This is a genomic window from Epilithonimonas sp., assembly GCF_032055105.1.
Taxonomy (GTDB): domain Bacteria; phylum Bacteroidota; class Bacteroidia; order Flavobacteriales; family Weeksellaceae; genus Epilithonimonas.
Window position 1 is genome coordinate 133,492 of record NZ_DAMBRK010000005.1, and the last position, 13,551, is coordinate 147,042.

Sequence of the window (13,551 nt, forward strand, 5' to 3'; positions counted from 1 at the left end):
CTTAAAAAATGCTTAAAAAAATAAAATTTGATGAATTAAATTTTATGTAATTTTGCAATCAAATTTTTAAAATTCAATGCCTAATACATTAATCATTGGCTCTGGAAGTTATGTTCCGGAAAACATAGTAGATGGTTCTCATTTCAAAGATGCAATATTCTATGATGATAATAATCAATTGATTGAAAAATCAACTGAGGAGATTATCAGCAAATTTGTTGAGATTACAGAGATAGAAAGAAGGAGATATGCTAATCCGGAAGATTTTAACTCAGATTTGGCTCACAGGGCTTCTTTAGAGGCTATCGAAGATGCGGGTATTGATAAAGAAGAGATTGATTACATCATTTTCGCAACCAATTTTGGTGAAGTTGATGTTAACGGAATTCCGAATTTTATGCCGTCCCTTTCTGCAAGGTTAAAAGGAAAATTAGGAATCAAAAGAAGAGATTGTATCAATTATGATATGATTTTCGGATGTCCGGGTTGGGTTGAGTCTCTTATTTTGGCTGATACAATGATAAAAGCTGGAAAAGCAAAAACTGTTTTGGTTGTTGGTGGAGAAACTCTAAGTAGAGTGACTGATCCTTACGATAGAAACAAAATGATTTTTGCGGATGGCGCCGGAGCAGTTGTTGTAACAGCGACTGAAGATTCTACAGTTGGAGTTTTAGCAGATAATACACTTTGCGATAACGGCGAGGAATTATGCTATTTGGAAAATGGCCCTTCATTGAATCTTGAGCACGACCAAACTCAATTATTCATCAGAATGAGAGGTCGTAAAATCTATGAATACGCTCTTAAAAACGTTCCTGATGCCATAAAGGCGACGATTGATAAAGCTGGTCTTGATATTTCTGATATTGGAAAAATCCTGATTCATCAGGCGAATGCAAAAATGGATTACGCAATGATTGGAAGATTGTTCAAGTTATATGGGCAAAAGGATTACGACCACGCGATTTCTCCGATGACGATTCAGGAATTTGGGAATTCTTCGGTTGCGACGGTTCCTACTTTGTTTGATTTAATCAGAAAAGGAAAGATGGAAGGTCAGCAATTCACGCCGGGTTCTCATATTATTTTCACGTCGGTTGGAGCAGGGATGAACATCAATTGTGTGGTTTATAAGTTTCCGGAAGGGAAAATATAAATCATTTAAAGTAAATATAAATTTTAAACGTCATCATACTAAAAGGAATAAATTTTTATTCCTTTTGTTTTTTATCACAATATGCAAAAGACAATTTTATTTCTTCTGGGAGTTTTTCTACTGCTGGAAGCTTACGTTTATCTGGCTTTTAAAACGGTTTATACCAATCAGAATGGTAGATTTATCTATTGGATCCCGACGATTCTGATTTATGTGTTTTTGTTTTATTCAATTCTTACTTTTGATAAGGCTTCACACAAATATCTCAAACTTCAAATCGTGTTTTCTATGATTTTGATTTTTGTGTTGCCAAAGCTTTTGATTGCTGTTTTCCTTTTGATTGAGGATTTAATCAGACTTCTGAATTTCGGTTACAATTATGTGGCGACAGAAAATCATAATTATCCTTCGAGAAGGAAGTTTATAAGCTTAGTTGGACTTGGTTCCGGAGCTATTTTAGCAGGAATTGTTCTGGATGGAATTATCTTTGGAAAATACCGTCATAGAGCGAGAGTTGTGAGACTTAAGCTGAAAAACTTACCGGAAAGTTTCAAAGGCTATAAAATCGTTCAGATTTCTGATGTTCATAGCGGAAGTTTCCAAAATCCTAAACATTTGCAACACGCTATTGATTTGATTAATAATCAAAATGCAGATTTGGTTTTATTTACCGGAGATATGGTGAACAATTATGCGGATGAGTTTGTTCCATTCATTGATTTGTTTTCTCAGATTAAAGGAAAAGACGGGAAATTGGCGGTTTTAGGAAACCACGATTATGGCGAATATGGCGTTTGGAAAAATATCGATGAGCAAAAGAATAATATTCCGAAACTTATAGAAAACGAGCGGAAAGCAGGCTTCGAAATGCTCAGAAATGAACACAGAATCATTGAAAGAAATGGTGAGAAATTATACATTCTTGGTGTGGAAAACTGGGGAATTCCACCGTTTCCACAATTTGGAGATTTGGATAAAGCAACGCAAAATGTACCAACTGAAGCTTGTAAAATCCTGATGTCTCACGATCCTTCACATTTTGATGCTGTCGTAAAGAATCATCCGAAAGACATACAATTAACACTTTCCGGGCATACGCACGGAATGCAGTTCGGAATTGACCTGAAAAACTTCAAATGGTCGCCTGTGAAATACAAATACCCAAAATGGGCAGACCTTTATCAAAATGGAGATAAATATCTCTATGTCAACCGCGGATTTGGAGTTATTGGTTATCCTGGTAGAGTAGGAGTGTTGCCAGAAATCACAGTTTTTGAATTGAGTTAATTATCTTTTTAATAATAAAAAAGCCTGTTTATCCAATCGATGATAACAGGCTTTTCTGTATGGTTTCCGTAAGGTCGCTATATGTTTTTCGTTACCTAACCTTATTCTATAAGAATTATTAATAATTGAAAAATAATTCTTTTTATTTGATAAATTTTTAATCTAATATTTTTTAGTTAAAACAAATAATCTTTCATTCTCGAAACTGCTATTTCATTTTCATCAATGAATTGAAATAGCTTTTCAAGTCGGTCTTCGAATTTTCTGCCGATGTTTATTTTTTTATAAAAAGGAATCTCAATTGGCATGTCTTCGGAATCATATAATTGCCAAATGTTGGCATAGATCATTACATACTCATTGTTCTTCAAGCTTTCCAAAAGCATACTTTCATAATACTTCATCGGAGTCACTTGAAGGACATAATCATTGAACGGAAGTTGAGAATAAGGCGACTGGCTTTCCGGAACAATTGTCAAATCATTTTCAATATGAATTTCGGTTTTTGCGGTCAACTTTCGCCATAGAAAATTGATTCTCGATTCCTCGATATTGGAGATGTAGTTGAAGTCTAATTTCTTGATTTCCGAGTAAGAAATCTGGTGGTATTTTTGCCTCAAACCTCTGATTGGTTTTTGTAAAAAATCTTCCAAATTTTGCTTCACTTTTTCTATGGTTTGCAGGTCAGAATTGCTATTATAAAATGAGATTTCATGACCCGCAAATGAAATGCTTTTTATGGATTTTTTTAGTCCTTCAGCAAGAGCAATGTCAATGAAAAATGTAGCTTGAAATTCGTGAAGCTCCAACAAGAGTAGGGTAGAGTTAACTTTTTCTTCGATAGAAGTTATCAATTCAGATTCTGAAATGTTTTTAGTTTTCAAAGCCTTATTTTCCGATAATGATATGTTGAAAGTCAATAAAACCACTTAAATTATAATTGAGATGAATTTTTTAATGAATTAAAAATCAAATGTTAAAATTAATTTAACTAAAACTGATAGTTTAGATTTTACTCTTTGTTAAGTTTTTTCTTAAGATTATTTATCATATCTATTGACATTGATGAAATATCGAACTTGTAATCCAATCCCCAATCTTGTTTAGCGGCAGAATCATCTATACTTGCAGGCCAAGAATCTGCAATCGCCTGACGGAAATCCGGTTCATATTTTATCTCAAAATCCGGAATAGTTTTTTTAATTTCTGATGCTAGTTCTTTTGGTGTAAAACTCATTCCTCCAAGATTGTATGAGTAACGGATTTTTACCTCTTCTTTTGGAGCTGTCATCAGCTTAATTGTTGCCTCAATTGCGTCGTCCATATAGAGCATTGGCATTGCTGTATTTTCGCTAATGAAACTTGTGTATTTTCCATTTTCTACTGCCTCATAAAATATCTCAACAGCATAATCTGTAGTTCCTCCACCGGCCGGAGCTTTCCAAGAAATCAGACCGGGATAACGAATACTTCTGATGTCAACACCATATTTTTCGAAGTAATATTCGCACCATTTTTCACCTGCCATTTTTGAGATTCCGTAAACGGTTGTTGGATTAAGAACAACTTCTTGTCCCACATTTTCTTTCGGGATTCCTTTTCCAAAAACGGCGATTGAACTTGGCCAGAAAATCTTCTTCAGTGTTCCTTCTTTTGCTAATTCACAAAGATGAATCAACGGATCAAGGTTGAGTTTCCAAGCAAAAAGTGGTTGTTTTTCTGATGTTCCTGATAAAAGTGAAGCTAAATGATATACTGTTGTAATATTATGTTCTTTGATAACTTCTGTAACAGCTTGAAAATTAGTTACATCAAGTCTCTCATAATAGCCAGCTTCGGTGATGCCTTCTTTCCACTTGTCCAATCCGGATGCGATAACGTTTTCTTTACCATATATTTCTGATAATCTAACGGTTAACTCTGTTCCGATTTGGCCAAGTGCGCCTGTGATTAGGATTTTTTCTGTCATAGTTTCATTTTTACTTTTATTGATTGGCAAATCTAATTAAATTTGGGATTGAGAATCAAAAAGAATTCCAATAATTTTTTTATTAATTTCATAAAATGAATAAACAATCACCAATTATACAAATTAATGAATTTTTGCAACTGTCCAAAAATCCCAATCTTCGAATCTTTGATGTGAGAACTGGACCAGATTCAAAAACTGAATTCGAAAAGAAACATCTCAAAAATGCCGTTTATGTAGATCTTAATTCTGACTTAGCAGAAATAGATAATCCAAAAAATCGAGGTCGTCATCCGCTTCCGAAGTTTGAAAATTTTATCAAGACTTTAGGGAAATTAGGAATTGATAAAGATTCTCACGTTGTAATCTATGATGATAAAAATGGAGCCAATGCAGGCGCGAGATTTTGGTGGATGTTGAAAGCAGTTGGTCACAACAATGTTCAGGTTTTGAATGGCGGTTTACAATTTGCGGAGAGTCAAAGTTATCCTTTAAGTTCTGGAGAAAATTCGTATCCAAAAACTGAATATATTTCTGATTACAAAGATTGGCAATTGCCACAGATTTGGATTGAAGATGTGAAAAATGCCACTCAAGATTCAGATGCTGTGATTGTTGATGTAAGAGAATCTCAGCGTTATCAAGGGATTACAGAACCAATTGATTTAGTAGCAGGACATATCCCAAATGCCAAGAATTTTCCTTTCTCAGATAATCTGGATGAAAATGGTTTGTTTAAATCTCCTGAAACACTTAGAAATCTATATTCTGAATTGTTTAATCAATATGATAAAAGCAAAATCACGTTCCATTGCGGAAGTGGCGTAACGGCTTGTCATTCTCTTTTGGCTTTGGATTATGCAGGTCTTGAAATCCCGAATCTTTACGTCGGAAGCTGGAGCGAGTGGAGTAGAAACGAAATTTAATTGTCAATTGCTAATGATTAATTGTTACCATTTATAATTAACAATTAATCATTATTCTAGAAGCTTGCGCGGATTTGCATACTTCCGATGTGGATGGTTCTGTCGCCGGAATTTCGACCTTCGTAATTTACATTGAGTTGAATGAATGAATTGATAGCTTGTTGAATATATAAAGTCCAGACTTGGTTTTTCCCGGCTTTCAAGCCTTCTAGCATTTGATTTCCGACAATGCTGTAGCTGTTTCCTATAAAATGATTATTGATGAAAGAAAAATTAGCTCTAATGGATGTTTTGGCTTTCTCCCATTGGAGTGTTCCTGAGATTTCGTAGGTTTTCAAAAGTTCTTCACCGTCGGTTCTTTTTTTCTGACGAAGTGCTCCAAATAATTCGGTTTGAAGGGTTTCTGTGAGTTTGTAAGTTGCTTTTGGCTTTGTTTCCCAGTTTTGGAGAAGGTAATTTCGGGTGTTGTAAACTTGTGAACTATTGGTTACATTCTGCAACATATTTTCCCAATCTGCACGGAAAGCCTTAGTGAAATAATAGCCAACATTCATAAAATGAGATTTCTGAGAATGTACTTCGTTACTGAAATTAGCATTTACCAAATTATCATTATCTGTATATCGATAACTACCGTTCCAGCCGGATTTATCATTAGAATTGAATAAAGCTGAAGCCAAAATATTCTGAGTTCTCAGCAACTGGTCAGCTTGTTTTTCGAAAGGATTCCAAACCAAAACCTTGCTACCTTTCATATAAGAATTCTGAGAAAGTAAAGATAAATTGAAGTTCCAACGTTTCAAGAAAACATTCTCAGAGCTGATAATAACTGAAGGATTTACAAACAAAGCTACTTGTAATTTGTTTTTGTTAGAAGCTAAATAATTCACGCTATTCGTATAAACTCTAATGTACTGCGCCAAATCTGCATACTCTGCTACTTCGAACTCGTCTAATTGCTGAACGCCATCATTGTTATAATCCGTCCATTTGTAAACGCCTTGTCCATCGGTTACTTTGATGTATTGGAATTCTCGTTGCGCTTCCTGACCATTTCCAAGCTCGTAGAAAAATTGAAGTCGCATTCCGTTTTTGAATAATTGCTGGTTATACAAGATGTTTCCAACTAAAAAATCCTGATTCTGGTCATTTGCTAAAGTCTGATTTTCATAAAAGAACTTCCTGTAATGAATTAACGTTGATAATTGAGTTTTTTCGGTTTTAATAATTTGACTTTCAGCCTGAATCCCAAGAATGTTGTTCATCTTTTGCAGACGATTATCTTGAACGGAGTCATTGCTTCGAAGATAAATTTTTGTTAATAGTTTAGTTCTAGCAGTGTCCGAAATTTTTTTCTGAATGAAAACCTCTTTCCAGCTAAAACTCGTCACATCCAGCAATTGTGTTGCATTGTATTTTTTCTCATTATGTTCCATTGAACCACCCAACATCCAGCTTCCTTTTTTGCTTGCTAATTCAGTAGAAACCGCACCTCTGATGAAATTTGTATTAAGGTCAGTTGATTTGGTATCAAGATAAGAAACAGCTGCAAGATTGTTGAACTTTCCGATTTTCCATACAGCATCGATGTCATTTTTGATGCTTTTGTAGGTGTTTGTTTCTTCAAGATAATTCAATTTGTAATTGATTTTTGAAGTCTTGTTAAAATCATTAAGGAAAGAAAATATAAATCTGTTCTGAGTAATCTGACTGAACTCATTGGTCAAGTTAAAATCTCTCCAGAAATCTACATTATTAATTCTATCAAGAATATGGAAGTTTTTTTGAATCACTTGATATTCCACCATTGGAGTTCCTGTCCAAGTATTCTTTTTGAAGGTTTTATTAGCGTAAATTCTTGCTGCGTAACCAATATTCTGCTCATTATCTTTTGATGAGAAAGCGTTAAGGTCGTAATTACTCAACGAGAGATCTGTACCAATCACACCTTCATTCAGAGCATATTCTACATTGGCAGAGTAAACCTGAGACTTTTCTGGCGCAGGTAATTTTCTTACCGAGAGATAATCTCCTAATCCCGTTCCTACATATTGGAAAACACGGCCGTTGTTTGTAGATTGTTGCAATTGATAATCACCTTTTCCGCTTCCGAAATACGTAAAGGAAACCTGATAGAGCGTCTGTGTTTGATCTGTAGAGAATTCATAATAATAAGAATCGCCAGAGAATACTCTTTTGTACAAGATTTTATTCACGTCGTATTCTGTTTCCACGCCGGACTGAGAGTACATCAAAGTAGGATCATTACCTGCATTCACCAATTGTTGCTGGTCTTCTTCGCTAAGATTGAGTGATAGTGGAGCATTCTTATTATCATTCTCCATAAACCAACTGAATCCCGCTTTCAGTCTTTCTCGCTGATGTTTGATATTTCCTGTGATGAGAAATCGGGTGTAATTTCGATTGGTGTAATTGTATGAAACATTGATGAAGTTCTGCTTATAGATTGGGCGGAAACTCGTGAATGTGATTTCGCCTGTATTATAATTAATGGTATAATCCTGATTTTCGCCACGTTTCATCAATACGCCATCAATGTAAACCTGTTCCGAACCTGAGATAATCGTGATGAACAGTTCTCCGTTTTTTCCGGTTAATCGATAAGGACCTTGGTTGCCTTCAATACCTTGGAAACGCATCCTAAAGAATTCGCTTCGGGCGACACCACCAGAAACATCTACAGAAGTTTTGTTACCGTTCTGCTCCCAATTCGTTAGAAACTGTAAACCCATACTTCGTCTTTGATAACGTCCGAAATAAGTCGTTTCATCATTCAAATCCAGATGACCGGCGCGGATGATGCTATGGTTTTTGATGTTAAGCTGAAGATAGATTTTGTCAAATTCCTGCAAAGTCTGTGTATATCCATCCGCTTGAACAGGTAGGTTATGATCCGAAATGGAAGCTAAGATAGAAACATCTGGACTTAGTTTTCCGGAAATTTGCATATCCATAGAACTTTGCACAGAGGAGCCTTGATTATTTCCAAAAGTAATTCCTCGGATGATAGAACCTTTGGAGTTGAGTTCTCCGAGGATTCTTTTCTTATCGTTTTTTACTAGAACTTCTTCGTCATAAATCACGCGATTTTGTTTTTTGATGAAGTCAAGCGTGTCTTTGGTGAAAAAATCCTGATTGATCTTAGAAACTACTATGCTATCTTTTTTGAGAGAATCTTGTGGAATATTGGGGTTTTTCCAACTGAAAATCTGTGCATTAACAGTGGTTGATGCCAGAAAATAAGAGAAAAATAGCAAAAGGTAGATATTCTTTTTCACCCGATTGATGTACGCTCCAAAATTAACGATAATAGGCTATCACACGAATTAACAATTATTTAAAACGTGAAACCACTGTTAAAAAGTATAATACAACATAAAGTTTTATATTTGGAATAGCAAACAAAACAATAACAATTTTAAATTTTTAAATTATGAAAAAAATCTATTCTTTACTAGCGGCAGTAGCTTTAACTGCAACGATTAATGCGCAAGGATCTGAGGATTTCTCTGCTCCGACATCATTAACAGGAACCTATGCAGATGGTACTTTTGCAGGACAAACGTCGGGTGTTACTGTTGCATACACTCATTCTCGTGACGAAGGTGATTACGCAATTACGGGTAAAGGGCTTATGTTAAGAAGGGCTGATGAACCTAGTTCTGTAGAATTTACAATTCCTAATGGTGTTGGTTCTTTTACATTCAAGTATAGAAAAGCTTTCACTGGTGGAACTAATACAAGAGTTTTAGCAGTTTTTATTGATGGTGTTCAAACAACAGTTACTCCAACTTTTGGTGCTGCTGGAGAAGATACTACAGTTTTAACTTCTACAACTACTGTTAATAAGTCAGGATCAGTTAAAATCAAAATTTCTTATCCAACAGGTACAGCTAATGGAAACAAACAGGTAACTATAGATGATGTATCTTGGACTGCTTATGAAACTATGGCGGTTGTAGATGCTACAAAAGGAAAAGCTAACTTAGTGAAAAATACCATCGTTTCAAACGAATTGATCTTTGATACTACTACAAAGGTGTCGGTTTATAATATAACTGGTCAAATAGTGAAAACGGCTGAGGTTACTGAAAACTCTAGATTAGATGTTTCTGCTTTGCCGAAAGGAACTTATATAGTAACAAGTCTTTTAAACGGACAAGCGATTTCTCAAAAGATCATTAAAAAATAGAAGAACTTATCAAAGTTAAGCCTCATAACGCATCTGTCAAACGATGCGTTATTTTTTATTATTTAAAGTAGGCTTAACATATGGTCTTATTAATATATTTACTTTTGTGGCAAGAAAAAAAAGGAGATTTTGAGATACAAAAATGTTAATTTTTTGAGATAATAATTTTCTATCATTGATGTAATCTAATCTTAATAATGCGTAAATGTTAAAAAACTAACAAAATTTTGCGGAATACATTTTTTTATTAACTTAGCAACCCTTTAAATAAACAATTAAAAACAATTTTTAAACTTTCATATTATGAAAAAAATCTTTACAATTTTAAGTATTGCTGCAGTATCTTTGGTGTCAGCTCAAAATTTAACAGTTAACTCTGGTTTTGAATCAGGCTTAGCACCTTGGGCAGCTGGAACTGGTTCTGGCTACACTGCACCGACAATTGCTACTACAGGAGCTCATACAGGTAATAACAGTGCAACATATACTGCTACAGCTACTACAGGTTTCTACCAAAATGTTCCAGTAACAGGAGGTAAGACTTATGTAATCTCTTTCTGGTATAAGTCTTCAGGTGATGATACAGATTCTAGACTTTGGAGTGTTTATAAATCTCAGGCAGGTACAGCTGTGTACACTACAGATGATGCTTCAACAGATGCATTCAGAACTAATAATGGATATCTTCCATCAGCATCAGTTTGGACTCAGTATACAGTAGAAATGCCTGCAGGGGCAGATGCGGCTACTTTAGATGTAGCATTCAGAGTGTATAATGGAGGTACTGCTTCTTTTGATGATATCTTAGCTTACGAAAAAGGAACTATGGCTGTTAATGATTTATCTAAATCAAAGTTCAGTTTAGTTAAAAACACTGTAGTTAGAGAGTCTATCGCTTTCGCTAAGACTGCTGATATCCAAATTATCAACGCAGCTGGTCAAGTGGTAAAAGCTGCTAAAGTAACAGAAGGTTCTACTCTTAATGTATCTTCTCTTGCAAAAGGTGTTTACATTATTACAGGTTCTGTAAACGGAGAAAAAGTAGCTCAAAAAGTTATCAAAAAATAATTTGAGCATTAGCTTTTAAATACAAAACCACCGAGAATATCGGTGGTTTTTTGTTTTAATAAACTCCTCGTCTCAGATTATTAATCAATGCTCCAAGATTAAGAACCAAAGTATATCGGATTCTGTAACCATAGTTTTTGAATCCGGGTTCGAATCCTAAAGTAGAAGCTACTGGGAAATAAACTTCCAAAAAGTCTGGAACAACTTTAACTTTTATTCCAGAATCCCAAATGAACTGGGTTGCTCTGTTTTTGTTCTTGTAAAAACCTGCATCTGCATAGAGATTGAACCATTTCCACAGATGAGAATCTACATTCAAGCTGGTGATAAATTGATTAACTGATGTGTTGAACATCGATTTGAAACCACCTTCTGCCAAAATAAATTGCTGAGAAAGAATCCCCGATGTTGCACTTTGTCCCAATAAGCCATAAGAAAAAGAATAGTTGGAAACTCTTGACAAACCATAATTGAATAACGCATTTTTGGTTTCATTCTTAATAAAATAACCTGCAAACCATCGGAAACTTATTTTCTTATCCTTAGAAAATTCCCAACGGTAAAAAGCTTCCGCAGAAATCTTCTGAAAATCTTCCATCCATTGCAAATTAGTCGAGATATATTTCTCGTGAATCAAGCGGTTGTCTGAATAAGAATAGCCTAAGTTCCAAAGATTATATTTGGAGTACAGATTATTCTCAATCATCAGCGGAGTCAATTCTCTGTCATAATAGTTGTAAGAAAAATACAAACTTCTTCCAATCGCACTTCTTGGATTTTTATTAAAATTAATGGAAGTTCCGGCTCCAAATCTCTTATAAGCCAAATTGGTATTATAATGAAAATAAGACCCCGAAACGGCGAAATTCCAACTTCTGAAAAAACTATTTGGAGGTAAAATCGAATAGCCAATAGCTCCCGAACCAGTCAGTTTTCCAGTTCCTGTACTATAATAAGGCGTGAACGAATAATCAAATTTCTGGTCAAAAATCCCTTGATTCTTAAAATTAAGTCCCAACAAAACTTTGTCATAAGCATTGAAAGTCAATCTCGGTGTAAGGAAAATCTCATTATATTCTGGATTTTGAACATCTTTTACCAGTTTGAACCTTATCTTTTTCGTATTAGAAAACAAGCCTTTTGTATAGAGGTAATTGTCTCGGAAATTAGCTTCTGGAAAAGCATAATTATCATTTAAAACAATTTTATTGACATTCTCTTTTGGAATGGAAAGCGTATCTTTTACTTTATAATTTCCCTCTTTCCAATATGTTTTCTTTTCGTCATTTTTAGTTTCAGATTCGATTTTTAGAGGAATATTAGTGGCGTTTTTGTCCTTAATATGAACAAGATAATCTTGATTTTGTTCTTTAAAATTCTTCAAATTAAAATTAATTCTGTGCTTTTCACTCATCACTTGATTTAGAAAAATCGATTTTCCGCTCGTGAATTTATCCAAATTATTAAGAAAATCTTTCCCTGTTGTCTTGGTTCCGTAAGTAGATGATAAATAAGATTTAAGGGAAAAATCAAAAGAATCCGTTCCTTGATATTCCGAGATATAATTCAAAAGATTACCCATTTCAAATTGACTGATGGCTGTCGTATTGAAATTACTCAATTGATGAAAAGGCGTGTCAATTTTCTGGTCAAGATTCTGAGTCGAGATATAATGATAGGCCAATCCATAACGTTCGGAAAGTTTCAGTTTTGAAGCATGAAACAATTTCAAAGGTTTAATTCCAAATATTTTGGCGTTGTCTGGAAGATTCCCCAAAAGTTGATGATTCGGATAGAAATTTTTTAGATATTGGATTTCGAGATAAGACTTCAAACCATTTTTCAGCCAATGGTCATTCGTTTTATTGGTGATGAAATAATCGTCCATAATCTTTTTAGAAATCACGCTAAAATAATCCAGATCTGTCTTTTCATAATCTGTAAATAATTGGTATTTGAATTTCCAGAATTTAATATCATCAATTCCAATAAACTCTTCTTTATTCAGGAATTTCTGAGTGATAAAAAGCTTATTTGGAAGATTTCCGATTCTTGCTTTTATGAATTTCAGATGATTACTCAAGACAGAATTTAAGATTTGTCTTTGATATTCAGAAACCTGATAACCTAACTGGATATTGATTTTTTGTCCGTCAATATCTACTGAAAATTCAGGATAAATTTCATTTGATAATTGAAATTCTGGGTCGTTGATAGATTGTCCTTCAAATGCTAAATCCGATTTCTGATTAAGATTAGAATAGATTTTCCAATTCTGTGGCACTTGAAAATCAACTTTCCAGAAAGAACCTGCGTTGGCTGTTTCTTCGATATCTCGGTAAAAAGAATTGCTTTGATTTTCTGTTTCGTAAGTTTCTGGAACTAGAAAAAAATATTTCAACACAATCTTGTTGACATCAACTCCATAGCCTGTAAAACGGGCGTCAGGAAGCTGAATCTGATATTTTAGATTAAGTTTAATACGCTTCCCAGATTCCAAAGGTTCGGAAAGCGGAATGAAAATATTTTCCTGAGTTTTATTAAGGATTTCCGAAGATGTATTTCCGTAAGAATATTTGAGATTTTCCAGCTTTCCTAATTGATTGTCTTTAGCAAAATAAAGGTCTTTTTTGCGGTCTTCAACTTTGCGTTTTAATAGAGGTGTTCTTCTTTTTTGATAAGCCGCAACCCAATTCAGAAGCTTGATTTTATTAATTGATTTCTGATGAGGATTATGATAAATCAAAACTTGTTCAATCGTGATTGATTTTTTGTCTTCATTAAGTTTTACATTAAGCAAAATACTGTCTTGCTGAGACTTTGCCCAGAAATTCGTCAACAATAAAACTAAACACAAAAAAAAACGCTTCATCAAAATTAATCAGTATTTAAAACTACTAATTTTTCACTAAATTAATAAGATATGTTTTAT

The 13,551-nt window shown here is 34.2% G+C and carries 9 protein-coding genes; 5 read left to right on the top strand and 4 right to left on the bottom strand.

Annotated elements, in window-relative coordinates; all coding sequences use genetic code 11:
• Positions 1–76 precede the first annotated feature (76 nt).
• Positions 77–1,156 (top strand): ketoacyl-ACP synthase III, encoded by a 1,080-nt coding sequence (locus RTY06_RS06055; protein WP_312823552.1) that lies wholly within the window; start codon positions 77–79, stop codon positions 1,154–1,156.
• A gap of 81 nt (positions 1,157–1,237) precedes the next feature.
• Positions 1,238–2,443 (top strand): metallophosphoesterase, encoded by a 1,206-nt coding sequence (locus tag RTY06_RS06060; protein ID WP_312823554.1) that lies wholly within the window; start codon positions 1,238–1,240, stop codon positions 2,441–2,443.
• Between the two features lie 176 nt (positions 2,444–2,619).
• Here RTY06_RS06060 and RTY06_RS06065 read toward each other — a convergent pair whose 3' ends face one another.
• Together RTY06_RS06065 and RTY06_RS06070 are read right to left on the bottom strand one after the other, a co-directional pair.
• Positions 2,620–3,327, bottom strand: coding sequence for a polysaccharide deacetylase (locus RTY06_RS06065; protein ID WP_312823556.1), 708 nt, complete (start codon positions 3,325–3,327; stop codon positions 2,620–2,622).
• A gap of 128 nt (positions 3,328–3,455) precedes the next feature.
• Complete coding sequence (locus RTY06_RS06070; RefSeq protein WP_312823557.1) at positions 3,456–4,412, bottom strand: NAD-dependent epimerase/dehydratase family protein; 957 nt, start codon at positions 4,410–4,412, stop codon at positions 3,456–3,458.
• Between the two features lie 95 nt (positions 4,413–4,507).
• Here RTY06_RS06070 and RTY06_RS06075 point away from each other — a divergent pair, with 95 nt between their 5' ends.
• Complete coding sequence (locus tag RTY06_RS06075; protein WP_312823558.1) at positions 4,508–5,338, top strand: sulfurtransferase; 831 nt, start codon at positions 4,508–4,510, stop codon at positions 5,336–5,338.
• A gap of 56 nt (positions 5,339–5,394) precedes the next feature.
• Here RTY06_RS06075 and RTY06_RS06080 read toward each other — a convergent pair whose 3' ends face one another.
• A complete protein-coding gene (locus RTY06_RS06080; protein WP_409450828.1) occupies positions 5,395–8,637 on the bottom strand; it encodes a hypothetical protein in 3,243 nt (1,080 codons plus the stop codon).
• A gap of 155 nt (positions 8,638–8,792) precedes the next feature.
• Between RTY06_RS06080 and RTY06_RS06085 the strand changes: the two genes are divergently transcribed.
• Both RTY06_RS06085 and RTY06_RS06090 read left to right on the top strand, forming a co-directional pair.
• Positions 8,793–9,551 (top strand): T9SS type A sorting domain-containing protein, encoded by a 759-nt coding sequence (locus tag RTY06_RS06085; protein ID WP_312823559.1) that lies wholly within the window; start codon positions 8,793–8,795, stop codon positions 9,549–9,551.
• A 303-nt stretch (positions 9,552–9,854) separates the two neighbouring features.
• Positions 9,855–10,619, top strand: a complete 765-nt coding sequence (locus RTY06_RS06090) for a T9SS type A sorting domain-containing protein (protein ID WP_312823560.1) — start codon at positions 9,855–9,857, stop codon at positions 10,617–10,619.
• 55 nt (positions 10,620–10,674) lie between these two features.
• Here the strand turns inward: RTY06_RS06090 and RTY06_RS06095 are convergent, their stop codons facing one another.
• Complete coding sequence (locus RTY06_RS06095) at positions 10,675–13,491, bottom strand: aminopeptidase (protein WP_312823561.1); 2,817 nt, start codon at positions 13,489–13,491, stop codon at positions 10,675–10,677.
• Positions 13,492–13,551: the final 60 nt, after the last annotated feature.

Coding starts and splice junctions, on each gene's coding strand:
- RTY06_RS06075 (WP_312823558.1), top strand. CDS start 4,508: ATGAATAAACAATCACCAATTATACAAATTAATGAATTTTTGCAACTG.
- RTY06_RS06060 (WP_312823554.1), top strand. CDS start 1,238: ATGCAAAAGACAATTTTATTTCTTCTGGGAGTTTTTCTACTGCTGGAA.
- RTY06_RS06070 (WP_312823557.1), bottom strand. CDS start 4,412: ATGACAGAAAAAATCCTAATCACAGGCGCACTTGGCCAAATCGGAACA.
- RTY06_RS06095 (WP_312823561.1), bottom strand. CDS start 13,491: ATGAAGCGTTTTTTTTTGTGTTTAGTTTTATTGTTGACGAATTTCTGG.
- RTY06_RS06090 (WP_312823560.1), top strand. CDS start 9,855: ATGAAAAAAATCTTTACAATTTTAAGTATTGCTGCAGTATCTTTGGTG.
- RTY06_RS06085 (WP_312823559.1), top strand. CDS start 8,793: ATGAAAAAAATCTATTCTTTACTAGCGGCAGTAGCTTTAACTGCAACG.
- RTY06_RS06055 (WP_312823552.1), top strand. CDS start 77: ATGCCTAATACATTAATCATTGGCTCTGGAAGTTATGTTCCGGAAAAC.